General features: G+C 42.3%; 23 protein-coding genes. 22 read left to right on the top strand and 1 reads right to left on the bottom strand.

The genetic code is table 11. The annotated features are described in order from the left end of the window. Positions 1-18: 18 nt before the first annotated feature. From aroA to ypjB, 9 genes are all read left to right on the top strand, one after another. Positions 19-1305, top strand: coding sequence for a 3-phosphoshikimate 1-carboxyvinyltransferase (gene aroA, locus BO219_RS04770; protein WP_077428605.1), 1287 nt, complete (start codon positions 19-21; stop codon positions 1303-1305). Positions 1306-1394: 89 nt separating this feature from the next. After that, a complete protein-coding gene (locus tag BO219_RS04765) occupies positions 1395-2648 on the top strand; it encodes a tetratricopeptide repeat protein (RefSeq protein WP_077428604.1) in 1254 nt (417 codons plus the stop codon). 31 nt (positions 2649-2679) lie between these two features. Beyond that, positions 2680-3204: a ReoY family proteolytic degradation factor gene (locus tag BO219_RS04760; protein WP_004889884.1), complete on the top strand. Its 525-nt coding sequence runs from the start codon at positions 2680-2682 to the stop codon at positions 3202-3204. A gap of 105 nt (positions 3205-3309) precedes the next feature. Next, positions 3310-3744, top strand: a complete 435-nt coding sequence (locus BO219_RS04755; RefSeq protein ID WP_006319465.1) for a YpiF family protein — start codon at positions 3310-3312, stop codon at positions 3742-3744. A 129-nt stretch (positions 3745-3873) separates the two neighbouring features. After that, a complete protein-coding gene (locus BO219_RS04750) occupies positions 3874-4383 on the top strand; it encodes a Rieske (2Fe-2S) protein (RefSeq protein WP_077428603.1) in 510 nt (169 codons plus the stop codon). A gap of 3 nt (positions 4384-4386) precedes the next feature. Then, positions 4387-5061: a menaquinol-cytochrome c reductase cytochrome b subunit gene (gene qcrB, locus BO219_RS04745; RefSeq protein WP_077428602.1), complete on the top strand. Its 675-nt coding sequence runs from the start codon at positions 4387-4389 to the stop codon at positions 5059-5061. A gap of 25 nt (positions 5062-5086) precedes the next feature. Beyond that, the gene (locus BO219_RS04740) at positions 5087-5854 is read left to right on the top strand and encodes a menaquinol-cytochrome c reductase cytochrome b/c subunit (protein WP_077428601.1); all 768 of its coding nucleotides are present in this window, start codon (positions 5087-5089) and stop codon (positions 5852-5854) included. 57 nt (positions 5855-5911) lie between these two features. After that, complete coding sequence (gene lhaT, locus BO219_RS04735) at positions 5912-6481, top strand: lipoprotein heptaprenylglyceryl N-acetyltransferase LhaT (protein ID WP_077428600.1); 570 nt, start codon at positions 5912-5914, stop codon at positions 6479-6481. Between the two features lie 66 nt (positions 6482-6547). Next, the gene (gene ypjB / locus BO219_RS04730) at positions 6548-7321 is read left to right on the top strand and encodes a sporulation protein YpjB (RefSeq protein ID WP_077428599.1); all 774 of its coding nucleotides are present in this window, start codon (positions 6548-6550) and stop codon (positions 7319-7321) included. 22 nt (positions 7322-7343) lie between these two features. Here ypjB and BO219_RS04725 read toward each other — a convergent pair whose 3' ends face one another. Continuing rightward, a complete protein-coding gene (locus BO219_RS04725; protein ID WP_226373763.1) occupies positions 7344-8204 on the bottom strand; it encodes a YitT family protein in 861 nt (286 codons plus the stop codon). Between the two features lie 118 nt (positions 8205-8322). On the opposite strand from BO219_RS04725, the gene BO219_RS04720 reads away from it, so the two are divergent. The 13 genes from BO219_RS04720 (at position 8323) to BO219_RS04660 (ending at position 19979) form a co-directional block, all read left to right on the top strand. Beyond that, positions 8323-8655 (top strand): nucleotide pyrophosphohydrolase, encoded by a 333-nt coding sequence (locus BO219_RS04720; protein WP_026011653.1) that lies wholly within the window; start codon positions 8323-8325, stop codon positions 8653-8655. Next, complete coding sequence (gene dapB / locus BO219_RS04715) at positions 8652-9446, top strand: 4-hydroxy-tetrahydrodipicolinate reductase (RefSeq protein WP_077428598.1); 795 nt, start codon at positions 8652-8654, stop codon at positions 9444-9446. The genes BO219_RS04720 and dapB overlap by 4 nt, the downstream gene beginning before the upstream one ends. 12 nt (positions 9447-9458) lie before the next feature. Next, positions 9459-9866, top strand: a complete 408-nt coding sequence (gene mgsA / locus BO219_RS04710) for a methylglyoxal synthase (protein WP_077428597.1) — start codon at positions 9459-9461, stop codon at positions 9864-9866. Beyond that, complete coding sequence (gene bshB1 / locus BO219_RS04705; RefSeq protein WP_077428596.1) at positions 9866-10558, top strand: bacillithiol biosynthesis deacetylase BshB1; 693 nt, start codon at positions 9866-9868, stop codon at positions 10556-10558. The genes mgsA and bshB1 overlap by 1 nt, the downstream gene beginning before the upstream one ends. Beyond that, entirely contained in the window at positions 10555-11688 is a 1134-nt protein-coding gene (bshA, locus tag BO219_RS04700; protein WP_077428595.1) for an N-acetyl-alpha-D-glucosaminyl L-malate synthase BshA, read from the top strand. The genes bshB1 and bshA overlap by 4 nt, the downstream gene beginning before the upstream one ends. Continuing rightward, positions 11685-12878 carry a CCA tRNA nucleotidyltransferase gene (locus BO219_RS04695; RefSeq protein ID WP_077428594.1) on the top strand — a complete coding sequence of 398 codons (1194 nt, stop codon included), beginning with the start codon at positions 11685-11687 and terminating at the stop codon, positions 12876-12878. Before bshA ends, BO219_RS04695 begins: the two co-directional genes overlap by 4 nt. Continuing rightward, positions 12848-13828, top strand: coding sequence for a biotin--[acetyl-CoA-carboxylase] ligase (locus BO219_RS04690; protein WP_164970118.1), 981 nt, complete (start codon positions 12848-12850; stop codon positions 13826-13828). The genes BO219_RS04695 and BO219_RS04690 overlap by 31 nt, the downstream gene beginning before the upstream one ends. A gap of 229 nt (positions 13829-14057) precedes the next feature. Continuing rightward, positions 14058-14888: a 3-methyl-2-oxobutanoate hydroxymethyltransferase gene (gene panB / locus BO219_RS04685; protein ID WP_006319500.1), complete on the top strand. Its 831-nt coding sequence runs from the start codon at positions 14058-14060 to the stop codon at positions 14886-14888. A 2-nt stretch (positions 14889-14890) separates the two neighbouring features. Continuing rightward, complete coding sequence (gene panC, locus BO219_RS04680; protein ID WP_077428592.1) at positions 14891-15739, top strand: pantoate--beta-alanine ligase; 849 nt, start codon at positions 14891-14893, stop codon at positions 15737-15739. Positions 15740-15751: 12 nt separating this feature from the next. Continuing rightward, positions 15752-16135 (top strand): aspartate 1-decarboxylase, encoded by a 384-nt coding sequence (panD, locus tag BO219_RS04675; protein WP_012574757.1) that lies wholly within the window; start codon positions 15752-15754, stop codon positions 16133-16135. Positions 16136-16189: 54 nt separating this feature from the next. After that, the gene (gene dinG / locus BO219_RS04670) at positions 16190-18832 is read left to right on the top strand and encodes an ATP-dependent DNA helicase DinG (protein WP_077428591.1); all 2643 of its coding nucleotides are present in this window, start codon (positions 16190-16192) and stop codon (positions 18830-18832) included. A gap of 34 nt (positions 18833-18866) precedes the next feature. Then, on the top strand, positions 18867-19625 hold the full coding sequence (locus BO219_RS04665; RefSeq protein ID WP_077428590.1) for a ComEC/Rec2 family competence protein: 759 nt from the start codon (positions 18867-18869) through the stop codon (positions 19623-19625). Between the two features lie 183 nt (positions 19626-19808). Beyond that, positions 19809-19979, top strand: coding sequence for a YpmA family protein (locus BO219_RS04660; RefSeq protein WP_006319505.1), 171 nt, complete (start codon positions 19809-19811; stop codon positions 19977-19979). Positions 19980-19990: the final 11 nt, after the last annotated feature.

The raw sequence follows: 19990 nt of genomic DNA, 5'->3' as shown, positions 1-19990 counted from the left end.
AAGAGGGTGGAATAAATAATGGAGTTAAAAACAAATATCCACGCATTGCGAGGAGAAATTGCTGTTCCGGGAGATAAATCGATTTCTCATCGCGCCGTGATGTTTGGTGCATTAGCGAACGGAACGACGCGAATAACAAATTTTTTAACAGGTGAAGACTGTTTAAGTACAATTGATTGTTTTCGCAAAATGGGTGTAGTCATCACACAACAAGGCAATGAAGTCATCGTTGAAGGAAAAGGGATTGATGGATTAATAGAGCCTACACATATATTAAACGTCGGCAACTCAGGTACGACGACACGTTTATTGTTAGGTATTTTAGCCGCTTGCCCGTTTCATGCTTGTTTAATCGGGGATGATTCGATCGCAAAACGGCCAATGGATCGCGTGACAAAACCGCTTAAACAAATGGGGGCGCACATTGACGGGAGAGAGGAAGGACGCTACACGCCGTTAGCGATTCGAGGCGGACAACTCCAGCCAATCACATATCATTCCCCTGTTGCAAGTGCGCAAGTCAAATCAGCCATTTTGCTTGCTGGTTTGCATGCGGAAGGGACAACAACGGTTATTGAACCACATCAATCGCGCGATCATACCGAGCGTATGTTGCGAGCATTCGGTGCAGACGTGCGCGTTGATGGATTAAGTGTTTCTGTTACAGGGAGACAAACGCTTCAGGCGATTGATATAGAAGTGCCGGGCGATATTTCTTCTGCTGCTTTCTTTTTAGTCGCTGGTGCGATCGTCCCGAACAGCGAAATTACGTTAAAACATGTCGGAATCAATCCGACGCGTACAGGTATTATTGATGTATTAAAGAACATGGGGGCAAATATTTCGATTAAAAATGTTCGCCATGAAGAAAGTGAACCTGTTGCGGATATTACTGTTCGCACATCGACATTGAAGGCGACGCACATCGGTGGCGATATCATCCCACGATTAATTGATGAAATTCCGATTATTGCTCTTTTAGCGACGCAAGCCGAAGGGACAACAATCATTACAGACGCAAGCGAATTGAAAGTCAAAGAGACGGACCGCATCGCAACAGTTGTGTCCGAATTGCGGAAGCTTGGCGCCGATATCGAAGCGACAGAAGACGGAATGATTATTCATGGAAAAACACCGCTTTATGCAGAAAATACGGTTGTCGATAGCTACGGTGATCATCGCATCGGCATGATGTTAGCGATCGCAGCGTGCATCACAAAAGGAAGTGTCACCCTTCAGCATTCTGAAGCAATTGCAGTATCATATCCGACGTTTTTTGATCATCTTCGCATGTTACAAAGCTGATTCCATGACGGATCAGCTTCTTTTTTTGCATGCTTATTTGTTCGATGGTATGATAAAGCGTGACGATACGAATGATGAGGGTGAGATTGATGGGAAAATTAGATCAAATCGTGCAACTCGTTGAACAAGGAGATGTGGAGCGCGCATTAGCGCTTGCGGAACAAATAAAACAAAACGGAAGCGATGAAGAGCGATATACGTTAGCTGACCAACTATTTTCGTGGGGATTGTTAGAAGAAGCGGAATCGCTCGTTCGTATGTTGCTTACACGTTATCCAGACGAACGTGAACTACAACTTTTTTTAGCAGAAATATATACAGAAATGGATAAAGAGGAAGAAGCGCTCGAGTTGTTGATCGATATAGAAGAAGACGATCCGTATTATGTGCGCGCATGTTTGTTAATGGCCGACCTTTATCAAATGCAAGGATTAGAAGAAGTAAGTGAACAAAAACTATTAAAAGCGTATGAAAAAATGCCGAACGAACCGCTTGTTCAATTTGCGTTAGCGGAGTTATATTTTACGAACGGTCAATATCAAAAAAGTTTGCTATATTATGAACAAATCATCACGAAAACGAAAACGATTGCAGGTACTGTCATCGCCCAGCGCATAGCGGAAGCGTACAGCTTGCTTGGTGAATTTGAACAGGCGCTATCGTACTATGAGCAAGCATTAAATGAACGTTTCGATGCGCATACGTTATTTCAATACGGATTTACTGCCTATCAAGCTGAAGCGTATAAAACAGCTATTGCAAAATTAAGCGAGTTAAAGGCGCTTGATCGTGAGTATGTACCTCTTTATTTATTTTTAGCGAAATCGTATGAACAAGAAGGAGATATACAACAAAGTTACGAAATAGCAAAAGAAGGATTAACAATAGATGAATGGAATAAACAATTGCTTGTATATGCGGGAAAAATTGCATTAAAAATCGGAAAACGAGAGGAAGCGCTAACGTACATTGAAAAAGCGCTTGACATTGATCCAGGTTATTTAGAAGCGTTGTTTATACAGACGAGTTTACTATTTCATGAGGAGCGGTACGAAGACGTTGTACATGTCATTCAACAAGCGATCGCCCAAGGTGAATACGACCCTCAATTTGAGTGGGAGCTTGCGAAGGCGAAGCAAAAGCTTGAAATATATGATCAGGCATTAAATCATTATGAAGAGGCATATACTTTTTTTAAAGATGATCCAAACTTTTTATATGATTTTGGCTATTTTTTATTTGAGGAGGGAAGAAGAGAGAAAGCAAAAGATATATTTGAACAACTATTGCGTATCGATCCGACAAACGAAGAGGTTGCCCATATGATGTTGCAGTTTGAATGAAGCTGTCATTCGGATGCAAGGGGGGAAGGGAATGGTTTCCGTTCGGGAGAAGAAAGAGTTTGTTCGTTGGTTTTTAAACAATTATCAATTAAAACGTCGTGAATGTGTGTGGATTTTAAACTACTTACTTAGTCATGATACGCTTATGGAAAAAGTGCACTTTGTTGAACATGCAGAATATTGTCCGCGCGGCATGATGATGTCAACACATTGTGTCGACGATGTGCCATTTCGATTTTATAAGCAAAACGTCGTTACGACAGATGCAGAAAAATCGTTTCACGACATTCGTTTAAATCGTGATGAAGATATTTACATTCAGCTGAATTTTCGCGGTGCTTTCCATTCGCCACAATATGTGGCGGTACTCGAAGAAAATCCATATATGCCAAAAAGAACGAACAAGCAAGATGAACAACTCGTTGAAACAATCGTTCATCAATCGATTCAACATTTTCAACGCCAAAAAATTATGCGGTTAATTGATGAGGCGCTAGATCAGCAAGATGAACAAAAATTTCGCGAGCTGACCGAACAATTAAAAGCGTTGCGTTAACCCCGTGGTTTCGCAACGCTTTTTACGATGTATATATTTGTCACAAAATGTTCAAAAAAATACATATAAGTTTCGTGTAAGATGGAAACATAAGGAGTGATTTGAATGAAATGGACAGCAAAAGATGTGGACATGTATCAACAAGCGAAAGAATATGTTGACACAGCGCTCGTTCCGTGCATACCGATAGGGAGCACAAATATGAAAGCGTTTGCTGAAATGAGCGAGCATACGTTGCTCGTTACAAACGAAGTGGAGCGACAGTTTAAAGGGAGGGTGATGTTATTTCCACCATTGACATATTTCGTACAAGAGCAAATACAAGCGCGTGTGCAAGAATGGACAAACATGTTGAAACAAGCAGGATTTCAACACGTATGTTTCATCACTTCCCATGCGGATATCGCAGATGAAACGTTTGTTTATGTGCCAGCGCTTCCGCTTGAACATGCAGATGACACATATAAGCAAAAAGTCGTGCGCCAACAAGTCGAGCAAGTGATGGATGCGTTAGTGGCAAAATGGACGTTAAAAAATTAGATAGCGTTTACACTATCATTATATTGACCTTGGTGGAAACATGATATATCATTAGGTTGTCCTAGTTTTATATATGTGTTATAACAATTCGTCCGGATGGACTTAACTTCGTATAGAGGGGGGAAAAAGATGAGCGAGAAAAAGCATCGCGTGTCAAGACGGCAATTTTTAAACTACACGTTAACAGGTGTAGGCGGATTTATGGCAGCGGGCATTTTATCACCGATGGTGCGCTTTGCCTTAGATCCGATCTTAAAAGAAGAAGCTGGGCAAGATATGGTTGCGGTTGCTCAAGTGAAAGACATTACAACAGAGCCACAGCGTTTTGACTTTAAAGTAAAAGTAAAAGACGCGTGGTACGAATCGGAAGAGCCAAGATCAGCTTGGGTGTTTAAAGATGAAAATGGGGATATCGTTGCCCTATCACCTATTTGTACCCATCTTGGCTGTACGGTGAACTGGAACGTCGACAAAAACAATCCAAACCGTTTCTTTTGTCCTTGTCACTATGGGTTATATGAGAAGGATGGAACGAACGTACCAAATACGCCACCGACATCTCCATTGCACCGTTATGAATACGAAATAAAAGACGGTACGTTATATTTAGGCAAAGCGAAACCACGAGGGGAGGCGTAATACATGCTTAACAAGATTTATGATTGGATTGACGAGCGTTTAGATATTACGCCTTTGTGGCGCGATATCGCAGATCACGAAGTACCTGAGCACGTAAACCCTGCGCACCACTTTTCAGCGTTTGTTTATTGCTTTGGTGGATTAACATTTTTTGTCACAGTCATTCAAATTTTATCTGGTATGTTTTTGACGATGTATTACGTACCAGACATTAAAAACGCTTGGGAATCTGTGTATTATTTACAAAACGAAGTAGCGTTTGGACAAATTGTACGCGGCATGCATCACTGGGGAGCTAGTCTCGTCATCGTGATGATGTTTTTACATACGTTGCGTGTATTTTTCCAAGGTGCTTACAAAAAACCACGTGAATTAAACTGGATCGTTGGTGTTCTTATTTTCATGGTCATGATGGGACTTGGCTTCACAGGTTATTTATTACCATGGGACATGAAAGCTCTTTTTGCTACAAAAGTAGGATTGCAAATTGCTGAAGCAACACCAATCATTGGTCCGGCAATTAAAACGTTGTTAGCAGGTCATCCTGAAATTGTCGGTGCTCAAACGTTAACGCGTTTCTTTGCTATTCACGTATTTTTCTTGCCAGCAGCATTATTGGGATTAATGGCAGCCCACTTCTTAATGATTCGGAAACAAGGTATTTCTGGTCCACTGTAAAATTTAGTATAAAGGAGGGAATGCTATGCATCGCGGAAAAGGAATGAAATTTGTTGGTGACTCGCGCGTGCCAGCTGTGCGTAAGCCGAACATCCCGAAAGACTATTCTGAATATCCCGGAAAAACAGAAGCGTTTTGGCCAAACTTCTTATTAAAAGAATGGATGGTCGGTGCTGTCTTTTTGATCGGTTTTTTATGTTTAACTGTTGCGCATCCTTCACCGCTTGAGCGGGTTGCAGATCCGACAGATACAAGCTATATTCCGCTTCCAGACTGGTACTTTTTATTTCTATACCAGCTGTTGAAGTATTCGTTCGCATCTGGACCTTATACTGTTATCGGAGCTATTATCATTCCTGGACTTGCATTTGGAGCGTTATTACTTGCACCATTTTTAGATCGCGGTCCGGAGCGTCGTCCGTCGAAGCGCCCAGTTGCTGTCGGTATGATGTTGCTTACACTTGCTTCAATCATTTTCCTAACATGGGAATCAGTTGTTACACATGACTGGGAGGCAGCAGCTGAACAAGGAAAAATTCGTGCGGAAGTAGAGATTGATACGAATGCAGAAGGGTATAAGATTTTAGAAGCGAACACATGTTTAACATGTCACGGTGAAAATTTACAAGGCGGTCCAGCTGCACCATCGCTTGTTGGCACAGGCTTATCTCCTGAAGAAGTTGCTAATATTGCGAAAAACGGTGTAGGAAGTATGCCAGGAGGCATTTTCAAAGGTACAGATGAAGAATTGCAAAAACTTGCAGAGTTCGTTGCAGGTTTAAAAGCAGAATAATTTGTAAAAGCTGACTGAACATCAGTCAGCTTTTTTGTACATATGGGAGGTCAATATATGTTACACATACGTGATTGGTTGATGCATCGCTCTTTTCTTATACTATTATTGATCGTCAATGTCATTGGGACAATTTACGGATACATATGGTATGGACCACAACTATCCGAAACGCCGCCCATTTTTCTTCCGTTTGTGCCGGATAGTCCAACCGCGAGCTTATTTTTTGTTTTTGTTTTAATCGCATGGCTTCGTCATACAAATTGGCCGTTTATCGAAGCGTTGGCGGTTGTTACACTTGTGAAATACGGCATTTGGGCTGTTGTCATGAATATGCTCGTGTTGGTCGTCACAGGACAGCTTGGCTTTGCGGGGTGGATGCTTGTGATATCGCACGGAGCGATGGCCGTGCAAGCGTTGTTGTATGCTCCTTATTATCGGATGTCCTTCATTCATGTTGTTGTGGCAGCCATTTGGACGTTGCATAACGATGTTATTGATTATGTGTTTGGGATGATGCCACAATATCAAATGTTGGCGCAATATACGCCACAAATCGGCTATTTTACATTTTGGTTAAGCATTGCTTCGATTGCGGTGGCGTACATTTTTTCACGTCGGCGATAAATCGAGGTCTATGTCTCTTTTTGCGATCATATATTCAATAGTAAGATCGTAAGGAGGGACAAGGAGATGCGCATTCGACTCATCGCGATGTTTATCATGATTTGTTTATTTCCGTATACAGTATATGCAAACGGACATGAGTGGGACAAACTCGATCAAATTTCTGACGAAGCGCTTCAGTTAACAAAAAATGATCGCTTGCAAGAAGCGAAACAGCTATTGGAATATTTCGAAAAACAATTCGCATTATTTCGTGAAGATATTCATTCGATGGATGTCATATATGTATTAACGGCTACGCACGAAGAAGCGTTGAGAGCGGTCACAGCGTCGAGTGTGCCAACGGAACAACGAATTAACCAATTGACGCAATTTCGGCTCGCTGTTGATGCCGTTCATTCGAAACATCAGCCGCTCTGGAAAGAAATGAAATACGCTGTCATGTCTGCATTTGACAAGATGAAACAAGCGATGGAGCAAGAAGACGAACAATCGTTTCAACAAGCGTTTCATCAATTTTTACAACGGTATGAACTTATTGAACCGAGCGTAAAAATTAACGCTGATCGTGAACAAGTGCAACGTGTATCTGCCCATATTTCGCTTTTAGAAGCCCCTGCTTTTCGCCAATTGCATGCAACAGAGCGGATGAAAGAGTTGCGACAAATGGAAGAAGATTTACAAGCGTTGTTTGCTGACGGAAAAAAAGAGACGACGCTTCCGTCGCTATGGTGGGTTATGACGTCCATTGGTGGCATGATTATTATGACGTTAACGTACGTTGGATGGCGAAAATATCGTGGGGAAAAAGAGGGGAAAATGGTGAGGGATAAACAATAAAAGCGTCCATCGTCGGACGCTTTTACTCATGTAACGGTTGTTTATTTTCGTCTAACGTAAATCCTTCCCCATGCACATCGTGCACATCGCTAATTGCAACAAACGCATGTGGATCAACAGACGTGATGATTGATTTTAAACGTGACAATTCGTTTTTGGCAACGACGCAATATAAAACATCTCGTTCGCGTTTCGTATATGACCCTATTCCTTTTAAAATCGTAACGCCACGTTCCATTTCCGTCATAATTTTCTCGGAAATTAAATCGCTTTTTTCAGAAATAATGGTTGCCCCTTTTGCTGCATATGCCCCTTCTTGTAAAAAGTCGATGACGCGTGCCCCGACGAATACGGCGACGAGTGTATACATCCCTTCACGGTACGGTAAATATGTGAGCAAAGAAAGGAAAATGACGCACGAGTCAAAGAGAAACATCGTTTTTCCCATGCTGACACCTTTATATTTGTAGACGAGGCGAGCGATAATATCGACACCACCTGTTGTTCCTCCGTATCGAAAAATAATACCGAGACCGACTCCGATAAAAACCCCCGCAAATAATGCAGCTAACGTTAAGTCGTTATTGAGCGGAATGTGAAACCCGTACCGTTGAAAAATCCAAAGAAATATAGATAAACTAACCGTTCCGACAATCGTATAAACAAACGTCGTCCGCCCGAGCAACTTCCAGCCGATAAAAAAGAGCGGAATGTTCAGTACTAAGTTTGAAATGGAAGGATCGATACCGAACAAAAAGTATAAAAGAAGTGTAATCCCCGTAAAACCGCCTTCTGCGAGTTTATTTTCCATATTAAAATGGACAAGTCCAAACGCAAAAATAGCCGAACCTAACAAAATGAATGCGATATTTTTCAGCTTCATTATCTTCACCCCTTGAGTATGACTGCGTTTTTTATTATAGAGGAACGTCATCATACCCGTCAAAAACATTTGTCAAATGTCCCACTTTTAGCTAACATGAATGTAAGAGGTGAGAATAATGGAAAAAACGATGCGGCAACTGCAACAAGAAGTCGACGAATACATCGGGCAGTTTAAGGAAGGATATTTCAGTCCGCTTGCCATGCTGGCCCGTTTAACAGAAGAATTAGGTGAGCTCGCTCGTGAAGTAAATCATTATTATGGTGAAAAACCGAAAAAGAAAACGGAACAAGAAAAAACGATTCAAGAAGAATTAGGCGATTTATTATTTGTACTTATATGTATGGCGAATTCGTTACATATCGATTTACAAGAAGCGCATGATGCAGTCATGCATAAATTTCAAACACGAGATCGTGATCGTTGGACGAGAAAGGAAGAGGAACGATGATTCGAATTGTCATTGCAGGACCACGTGGGAGAATGGGACGAGAAGCTGTTTCCCTCGTTCATCAAACAAAACATTTTGAGCTTGTAGCTGTCATCGACCGAATGAACGAAGGAAAAACGTTGGCGGAACTCGACGGTTTTCCAGCCATTGAAGCTCCAATTTTTACAGATTTGGAGCGTTGCTTACAAACAGTCCAAGCGGACGTATTGATCGATTTAACAACGCCAGAAGTTGGAAAACGGCATACAGAGATTGCGTTGCAATACGGTGTTCGACCGGTCGTTGGTACGACAGGATTTACAGAAGACGATTTGGCGCGTTTAACACAAATAGCGGAAGAGAAAAAAATTGGTGCGATTATTGCACCGAACTTTGCAATTGGTGCCATTTTAATGATGAAATTTGCGCAAATGGCGGCTAAATATTTTCCACATGTAGAAATCATTGAGCTTCATCACGATCAAAAGCTTGATGCGCCGTCTGGTACAGCGTTAAAAACAGCTCAGCTCATTCAACAAGTGCGCCCTTCCTTTACCCAAGGGCATGAAGCTGAAAAAGAAACGATGGAAGGGGCACGTGGGGCATTATATGACGGCATGCGCATTCATAGCGTTCGACTGCCGGGGCTTGTCGCGCATCAAGAAGTCATTTTTGGTGGCGATGGACAAACATTGACGATTCGGCACGATTCGTTTAACCGTGCATCATTTATGTCCGGTGTTCGCTTTTCTGTTGAAACGGTGATGAAGTTAGAAACGCTCGTATACGGATTAGAACATTTAATTGAATAAGGGGCGATAAACTTGAAAATTGCATTAATTGCACACGATAAAAAGAAGGAAGATATGGTTCAGTTTGTTACAGCTTATCAACATATTTTAGCTGAACACGAATTATATGCAACAGGGACGACAGGATTGCGCATTCAAGGGGCAACCGGTCTTTCTGTGCACCGTTTTCAATCTGGGCCACTTGGAGGCGATCAACAAATTGGTGCGATGATTGCAAATAACGATATGGATATGGTCATTTTTTTCCGAGATCCATTAACCGCTCAACCACACGAGCCGGATGTTAGTGCCCTTATTCGTCTTTGTGACGTATATGCCATTCCGTTAGCGACAAACATGGGAACAGCTGAAGTGCTTATACACGGTTTAGAACGTGGCGATTTTGCATGGCGAAATATTGTGAAGCGAGGAAAAGAATGATGCATATATTAGCATTTGGGGCTCATCCAGATGATGTCGAAATTGGCATGGGCGGAACGATTGCGAAATACGCGCAACAAGGGTACGACATCGGCATATGCGATTTGACGTTAGCAGAATTATCATCAAACGGAACGGTACATACTCGACAACAAGAAGCGAAGCGGGCAGCTGACATTCTCGGTGTTCGCACACGCATACAGCTCAAACTTCCTGATCGTGGACTTGTCGTACAAAAAGAGCATATTGATCCGATCGTGACAGTCATTCGGACATATCGACCGAAAATTGTATTTGCACCGTACTGGGAAGATCGCCATCCGGATCATGGGCAATGCGCGAAATTAGTGGAAGAAGCGGTATTTTCCGCTGCCATTCGCCGTTATGGAGAACTCCCTCCTCATCGCGTACATGCCGTTTATTTTTATATGATCAACGGTTTTCATCGCCCTCATTTTGTTGTCGACATTAGTGGTACAATCGATAAAAAATTAGCAAGTTTGCGGGCGTACGAAAGTCAATTCGAGCGAACGAGCGGTTCAGTTGACACGCCGTTAACGAACGGATATATTGAAACCGTTGAAAGCCGCGAGCGATTGTTCGGAAAAGAAGTCGGTGTTTCGTTCGCGGAAGGATTTATATCAAAAAAACCAGTGATACTTGCACATGATTTGTTAGGGGAAGAAAGATGAAACTAAAAATAGGAATCGTTTGCTATCCGTCAGTTGGCGGATCTGGAGTGGTTGCGACGGAATTAGGGAAAATGCTTGCTGAACGCGGGCATGACATTCATTTTATTTCGTCAAGCATTCCATTTCGACTAAACAAAGTATATCCAAATATTTACTATCATGAGGTAACAGTCAACCCATATTCTGTATTTCAATATCCCCCATACGACTTAGCGTTGGCGAGTAAAATTGCAGAAGTTGCGAAGCGAGAAGAGCTCGACATCATTCATGCGCACTATGCTGTTCCGCACGCTCTTTGCGCCTTTTTAGCGAAACAAATGGTTGGTGACCATTTGAAAATTGTGACGACGTTGCACGGTACAGACATTACCGTCCTCGGATACGACCCGTCATTAAGCGATTTAATTAAATTTGGCATCGAGCAATCCGATGTCGTCACAGCAGTATCGAATGCGTTAGCGGTTCAAACATATGAATTGCTTGACGTGCAAAAGCCGATTCAAACGGTATACAACTTTGTTGATGAACGTATATACAGCAGACGACGAAATGATGAGCTCCGTCGTCAATACGGTATCGCACCGCACGAAAAAGTAGTTATTCACGTGTCGAACTTTCGGAAAGTGAAGCGGGTATGTGATGTCGTTCGTACGTTTGCGCTCGTCGTCAAACAAGTACCTGCAAAATTGCTTCTTGTCGGTGATGGGCCAGAAATGACGGTCGTTTGTCGCCTTGTAAAAGAATTAAATTTATGCGATCACGTTCGTTTTCTAGGAAAGCAAGAAAATTTAGCGGAATTGTATTCCATTAGTGACGTGAAATTATTATTGTCAGAAAAAGAAAGTTTCGGTCTCGTTTTACTGGAAGCGATGGCGTGTCGAGTTCCATGCGTCGGAACAGCGATCGGTGGCATTCCTGAAGTAATTGAAGATGGCAAAAACGGCTTTTTATGTGCGCTCGGTGATATAAACGATGCGGCGCGTCAAACGCTTCGTTTACTGACGGATGAAACACTTCGCGAGACAATGGGGAAAAACGCATATGAAACGGTATACGAAAAATTTTATTCTGAGCGAATTGTGGCACAATATGAACATATTTATTTTCAACTTAAAGGGGAAGAACGATGAACGAACAGTTTCGGCAGGCGCTCTCTGTCATTGAAACGTTAAAACGCCATGGACATGAAGCGTATTTTGTCGGTGGTGCGGTGCGCGACTATTTATTACAAAGACCGATTGGAGACATTGATATTGCGACATCGGCCCACCCACAAGAAGTGATGGCCATTTTTCCTAGAACGGTTCCTGTTGGTATTGCGCATGGCACAGTAATGGTCATTGAACGTGGCATTTCATATGAAGTGACGACATTTCGAAAGGAAGGGCGGTATGAAGATTACCGAAGACCGAAAGATGTCACGTTCGTTCGTTCTCTTAACGAAGATTTGCAACGGCGCGATTTTACGATGAATGCGATCGCGATGAACGAGTACGGTGAGATCATCGATCCGTTTGGAGGAGTGGAAGCATTAAAGCAGCGCATCATTGAAACAGTTGGAGATGCTGCTGAACGCTTTAACGAAGATGCGTTGCGGATAATGCGAGCGCTTCGATTTGTCAGTCAACTCGGTTTTTCTTTATCATCAAAGACGAAACAAGCGATCATACAATACGGCCATTTATTACAACATATCGCCGTTGAGCGCATTGCTGTTGAATTTGAGAAATTGTTGCTCGGTCCATTTGTATCGAAAGCGATCGCACTTTTAGTGGAGACGAATTTATTTGCTTACTTGCCTGAGCTTGCAACAAAAAAACAAGAGCTGATCAAGCTAAGTAGTTATTCTTTAGTACCAGTCGATCGCATTGAAGCGTGGGCACGATTTGCATTTGTCGTTCACTTTCATCGTGAACAATTAAAAAATTGGAAATTGTCGAATCATCTCATTCGTGACATTTTGATTTGTTTAAAGGCGCTTGAACATATTCGCTCACTTACGGACTGGACAATCGATGCATTATACGAGTATGGACCGTACATTCCGCACATTGAACGTATACGTGCAGCTGTTTATGACGACAAACCGTCTGTTCACTCGTTATTGAAACAATGGGAAATGCTGCCGATTCGCAATCGAAAAGAGTTGGCGATCAACGGTCATGATTTGCTCGTTTTATTTAAGAAAAAAGGCGGTCCTTGGTTATCGGAAATGATTGAAAACATCGAGCGTGCCGTATTGCATCGTCAAGTAGAAAATGAGAAAGAGAAGTTAAAGGAGTGGGCGATGTGCAATCAGAAACGAGAAAACAATTGTTAAAACTATTTACAGAAGCAGGCGAAACATTTTTGTCCGGGCAAAAAATTAGCGAGCAGCTCGGTTGCTCACGAACAGCTATTTGGAAACATATCGAAGACTTAAGAAAAGAAGGATTTGAAGTTGAAGCGGTTCGCAAGCTCGGCTATCGCTTAAAAAAAATGCCAGATAAACTAAACGCTAATGAACTACAACTCGGATTAAAAACGAAACGTTTTGGCTGGAGTGTATACGATCAAGAAAGCGTGCCGTCAACACAACAATTGGCTCATCAACTTGCCCATGAAGGTGCTGAAGAAGGGACGGTTGTCATTGCCGAAGAACAAACGGCAGGAAGAGGCCGTTTAAATCGGTCATGGCATTCACCGAAAGGAACAGGAATTTGGATGAGCATCATTTTACGTCCGTCCATTCCGCTACAGCAAGCTCCTCAATTAACTCTTTTAGTGGCTGTTGCGGTCGCTCAAACAATCCAAGAAATAACAAATATCGTACCGGACATTAAATGGCCAAATGATATATTAATCAATGGTAAAAAAGTCGTTGGCATTTTAACGGAATTACAAGCCGATCCCGATCAAGTGCGAGCAGTCATCGTCGGCATCGGCATGAACGTCAATCAAAAACAGTTTCCAAACGATATTGCTCCAATTGCGACATCACTCGCGATTGAAACGGGACGAACGTTCCATCGGCCGAAAATTGTTCAAACGTTATTGCAAAAATTAGAACAGTTATACGAACAATATTTACAACATGGTTTTTTACCGATTAAACTGTTGTGGGAAGGCTATTCGGTAACGATCGGTCAACAAATTGTAGCGCGTACATTAAACGGAGCCATTCGTGGTGTAGCACTTGGCATTACAGATTCGGGCACGTTAAAAGTGCAAACAGAAGACGGAGCCGTTCATTACATTTATTCTGCAGATATTGAAATAAAAAAACAGTAGGAAAATTCCGAAATATTTGTTAAAATGAAAGCGGTTGATATTGGGCAGTATCTTTGTAAGAACTGCACCACGCGCGCACGCATACAACGTATTTATGATCATTTCTGCCTTGATCCGATGAAACGGACGGGGACAGAGGGATGGAGCAGAACAAAAGTCCTTCTTTCTCATTCTGGCAGAAAGAAGGCTTTTTTTATCCATTTCCTCTGCATATGAGAGGAGGATATTAATGAAAACAAAATTGGATTTTCTCAACATGAAAAAAAATCATGAGCCAATCGTTATGCTGACAGCTTACGATTACCCGTCAGCAAAACTAGCTGAGGCGGCCGGTGTTGACATGATTTTAGTTGGCGATTCACTTGGCATGGTCGTATTAGGATACGACTCAACGATTCCTGTGACGGTTGCAGATATGATTCATCATACGAAAGCCGTTCGCCGTGGCGCGCCACATACGTTTATCGTGACAGATATGCCTTTTATGTCTTACAGTACGGTGAACGATGCGTTACAACATGCAAAAGCGATCATGCAACAATCAGGGGCCAACGCTGTCAAAGTTGAAGGAGCAGGTTCTGTATTGCAAGTCATTTCTTCTTTAACACAATCAGGTGTACCTGTTGTTGCTCATCTCGGCTTAACGCCACAATCGGTCGGGGTGTTAGGTGGATATAAAGTACAAGGAAAAGATGCTGAAAGTGCTCGACGTCTTCTAGAGGAAGCAAAAGCGTGCGAGCAAGCAGGGGCGATCGCGCTCGTTTTAGAATGTGTGCCGAAGCAACTTGGCGAAGCGATTACGAAACAACTAGCCATCCCGACAATTGGTATTGGAGCGGGAGTTGGTACGGATGGACAAGTGCTTGTTTATCACGATGTACTCGGATATGGTGTAGAACGTGTACCGAAATTTGTTAAACAATATGCGAACGTTCAGCAAACGATGCAGCAAGCGCTAGCCGAGTATGTGGCTGACGTCAAAACACGCCAATTCCCAAGCGATGAGCAATCATTTACGATGAACGAACAACAATGGCTAGCGTTATACGGAGGGAAGTAATTGTGATTACAATCGAAAAAATCGAACAGATGCAAGCCTGTATAATGGCTGAGCGTCAAAAAGGAAAAACGATCGGCTTTGTGCCAACGATGGGATACTTGCATGAAGGTCATGTGGCGTTGTTGGAACGGGCACGCAAGGAAAATGACATCGTTGTTTTAAGCATTTTTGTTAACCCGCTTCAATTTGGACCAAACGAAGATTTCGATCGTTATCCACGTGATTTTGAGCGCGATTATAAAATGGCTGAACGAGCAGGTGTGGACATTATATTTTATCCTTCTGTGCCAGAAATGTATCCGCATGAACCGTCGGTCACAGTGAAAGTGCATGAACGAGTGGATGTGCTTTGTGGAAAGTCCCGCCCTGGTCATTTTGACGGTGTCGCAACGGTTGTGACGAAGCTGTTTCATATCGTCATGCCACATCGCGCATATTTCGGGCTGAAAGATGCGCAACAAGTGGCGGTCATCGACGGACTTATCCGCGATTTCCATTTTCCGATCGAACTCGTTGCTGTTCCGACAGTACGTGAAGACGATGGCCTTGCAAAAAGCTCACGCAACGTGTATTTAAGCGAGCAAGAACGGCAAGAAGCTCCGGCGTTATATGCTGCTTTACAAAAAGGAAAAGCGCTCATTGAAGCAGGAGAACGTGACGTGGAGACCGTACGAAAAGCGATTGTGCACCATATTGAGCAACATACAACCGGTGTCATCGATTACGTTGAAGTTTATTCGTATCCAGAGTTAAAGCCACTCGAGACGTTACAAGGAAAGATCATCCTTGCGCTCGCTGTGCGGTTTACAAATGCGCGTTTGATTGATAATATCGTTATGAACGTACAATAAGGGGGAAACATGATGTTTCGCACATTAATGAACGCTAAAATTCATCGTGCTCGTGTGACGGAAGCGAATTTAAATTATGTCGGTAGCATTACGATCGATGAAGATATTTTAGATGCAGTCGGCATGGTTCCAAATGAGAAAGTACAAATTGTAAATAATAACAATGGAGCACGATTTGAAACGTATATTATTCCTGGTGAAAGAGGAAGCGGTGTGTTTTGTTTAAACGGAGCAGCAGCCCGTCTCGTGCAAAAAGATGATATTATCATCGTCATTTCATATGTACTCGTACCAGAAGAAAAATTAACATCACACCGTCCGAAAATTGCGATTATGGACGAGCATAACCGCATTAAAGAACTCATTGTCCAAGAGCCGGCGGCGACCGTTTTATAACGGGCGCCATGCCGCCTCTTTTTATTTGTCACATACATGCGAGGTGGAAAATAGATGAATGATCGCTTTGTCGTCGTCGATATTGAAACGACAGGAAATGCCCCGAAAAAAGAAGATCGCATCATCCAAATCGGTTTTGTCGTCATCGAGGGCGGCAAAGTTAAAGAACGTTTTTCAACATTTGTTCAGCCAGAGCGGGATATTCCGCTGTTTATTCAACAACTAACAGGCATTGATCATACAATGGTTCATGATGCGCCGCCGTTCCAACATATTGCTGCGATGCTTGTTGAACAATGGGAAGGAGCTTATTTTGTCGCGCATAACGTTCAGTTCGACTGGGCATTTTTACAAGAGGAATTTATTCGTAGCGGAATACAACCACCGACATGTCGACTTTTAGATACGGTAGAACTCGCCCGTTTTCTTATGCCGACACAATCAAGCTATAAACTGAATCACTTAGCCGAAGCGTTATCGCTTGCGCATGATCGTCCGCACCAAGCAGATTACGACGCAGAAGCAACGGCGCAACTGCTTCTTTTTTTACTGCACAAGCTATCTCGTTTACCGCTTGTGACATTAAAACAATTACGCCGCCATAGTCAACCGTTAAAAAGCGATTTGACCGCTCTATTAGATCAATTCATTGCCAAAAAAGAACGCTCGCTTCAAACGAATGAATCCGTCGTTGAATATGAAGGCATTGCTTTAAAAGCATGGGATTCGCCAAAACGAGTTGATCGTCATGAGCATCTTCCATCTTTTTTACAATGGCTTGCAACAAATCCATTTGTTGCGCCGTTTGAATATCGAGAAGGACAAAAACAAATGATGGACGACGTTAACTATGCGCTACAAACGTGCCAGCATGCGTTAATTGAAGCGGGAACGGGCGTCGGAAAGACGATGGCGTACTTGCTTCCGGCCGTCTTTTATGCGGTGAAGCAACAGCAACCAATCGTCGTTAGCACCTATACGCTCCAGCTACAAAAACAAATGATTGAAAAAGAGTTGCCGCGCGTTGCACAGCTCGTCCCTTTCCCATTTACGACCGCTGTTTTAAAAGGGAAGCGAAACTATATGAGCGTGCGAAAATTCGCCCGCACGTTAAAACATATCGATACAAACTACGATATTGCGTTAACGAAATGTCAATTGCTTGTTTGGTTAACAGAAACAGAGACAGGGGATGTTGATGAACTAAACTTAACGGCAGGTGGCGCGCTATTTTGGGAAGATGTACATAGCGATGATACGAATGAAGAATACGATTTTTTCGTTCGCGCGAAAGAAAAAGCGAAACATGCACATGTCATTATTACAAACCATTCATTTGTTATGCACGATTTAACAGCGGATGAAAAATTTTTGCCACCGTATGAACAACTCATTATTGATGAAGCGCATCATTTAGAAGATGTAGCTGCCCACTTTTTCGGAAGGCACGTTTCATACGAATACATTCGTTTATTGTGGACACGAATGAACGACATCGCTATGATACACAAAATGGGGGCGCTTCGCTCGCTTTTAGGAGATCTTGAATACGAACTCAATCAACTATTTCAATCTCTGCGTCATTATGTGTTGCGTCGTCAAAAAGGAGATGGACGTATGCGTTACCGTTTCGTCCCGTGGAAAGAATACGGAAAAGAGTGGAGCGGAACGATCGAGTTGCTTATGCGCATAATGAATGACGTGCAACAGTTATCACAAATGATAAACGATATTCCAAAAGAAGATGTGAAGCCTTTTACGACGTTTATTGATACTTTATGTACGCTGCAACATTTATTAACGAGCGATGATGATGATATTGTTCGTTGGCTCGAAGTAGATGCAAAAGCCGCAGTGAATGCAGTCACAGTTATTTCACAACCGCTCGATTTAGCTCATTTTTTTGCTGATCAATTATTTTCACGGAAGCGGAGCGTCATTTTAACTTCGGCTACGTTAACGACAAATGCTCGTTTTTCATTTATCATTTCGCGTCTTGGTCTTGACGATTTTTATCCATTCACACGCATCATTCCGTCTCCGTTTTCGTATGAAAAACAAGCTGCCCTTATGGTGCCAACAGACTTACCGACGTTTCCTTCGGTTACAGTTGAGCAATATGCGGAGCATGCAGCCCAACAAGTGATACGCATCGCCCGACATACAAAGGGACGAATGCTCGTATTATTCACATCGTATGAATTGTTAAAACAAACGTATGCGTATGCGAAACAATTTAACGATGATCAGTTTGTATTGCTTGCTCAAGGAGTGAGCGGAGGCAATGCAGCGAAATTAACACGCCATTTTCAACAGTTTGAGCAAGCGATTTTATTTGGCACAAGTAGTTTTTGGGAAGGAATCGACCTTCCAGGAAGCGAAGTGACATGCGTTGTCATTGTTCGATTGCCATTTGCGCCGCCAGATGATCCGGTCATGGAAGCGAAAAGCGATTATATTCGCGCAAAAGGAGGCAATCCATTTTACGATTTATCGTTGCCGCAAGCAATTTTACGCTTTAAGCAAGGATTTGGACGATTAATTCGGACAAAAGAAGATCGTGGAATTATTTTCGTCTTCGACCAACGATTGTTAACAGCATCATATAGCAAATATTTTTTACAGTCGTTGCCACCTATTCATGTATATCATGCGCCGCTTTCGGAGCTTTTACAACATGTAAACGAATGGCTATAAAATTCCCTTCATCGGTAAAAGATAAAAGATGTAGATGAAGGGAGTGGACGTTTTGCAATGGGTGTTATTATTTTTGATATGCAATAGTTTAATGCATCCTTCAACATCAGCGGAGCATATTCAAAAAATCGATATGATGCTCGAAGAAGAAGAAATGGCGATTATTTTTTTGCCGCTTAGCGATGGAGAAGCGACGTTATTCAAACACGCAAGCGGAAAAACGGTATTGTTAAATACAGGGGCGCCGCATACAGAACGCGAACTAAAAAGATGGTTTGAACATTTCCATATTACCGAAATCGATGAACTTTTGTTAACGAGCGATGATCGGGAATATATCGGCAATGTGAAATGGATTGAACAAACGTACGGTCCGAAAGTGGTGAGCGAATGGAAAGAACAAAAGGTGTATGAACCGTTTCCCCATTTTCGGATGCAGCCGCTCTATATTGACAATGGAGATGTAACAATGTCGATTCAGTACGGGCGTCTTCGCCTTTTATATATGGCGCATGCGAGCGAAGATGTGGAACAAAAGTTGATGACGATGCCGCTTAGTGATGTAAACATATTAAAAATTGCCCATTTCGGCGTTAATGACTACCCACGTACATCGTTTTTAAAACATGTCGATCCACAAGTAGCAATCATTTTTAAGAAACATGGCAACTGGCCGAATGAACGGTTGCTTGAGCGGCTGTACGCTGCCTGGATTGATTGTTATGAGACAAATCGTTTTGGTGTCATTGTAGTGAAATGCAACTTAGAGGAATACGACGTCATGACATTTTAAAAAAGGGCCAACGTTCGGCCCGCGGTGTGTACGATAGGAATTTTTTTAATTCAAATTGACCAATGTAGGAAATCGTTGCTACAATGAAGATGTTTATACACCGAAATCGGTGTGTAATTGTATTGTTTCCGTTCGCAATAAACGATATAAGTAACAAAATTTGTACACATGGAGGATCGGGTCGTGGAAAGTAAAATCGAAGTATTAGCAACTGTAAAAGTTGAATACTCATCAGACTTATATAAAATTGTTGATTGTTTAAACCGGACGTTAAAAGAAAAAGACTTAATGTTTGGACTAGCGCTTGATGAAGAAAATAAAGAAAAGGCTGTATTTACGATTTATCGAACGTAAGAAGGGATGAA

Source organism: Anoxybacillus kestanbolensis, from assembly GCF_001996285.1.
Classification (GTDB): domain Bacteria; phylum Bacillota; class Bacilli; order Bacillales; family Anoxybacillaceae; genus Anoxybacillus; species Anoxybacillus kestanbolensis_A.
This window is presented reverse-complemented; position numbering and strand designations above follow the sequence as displayed.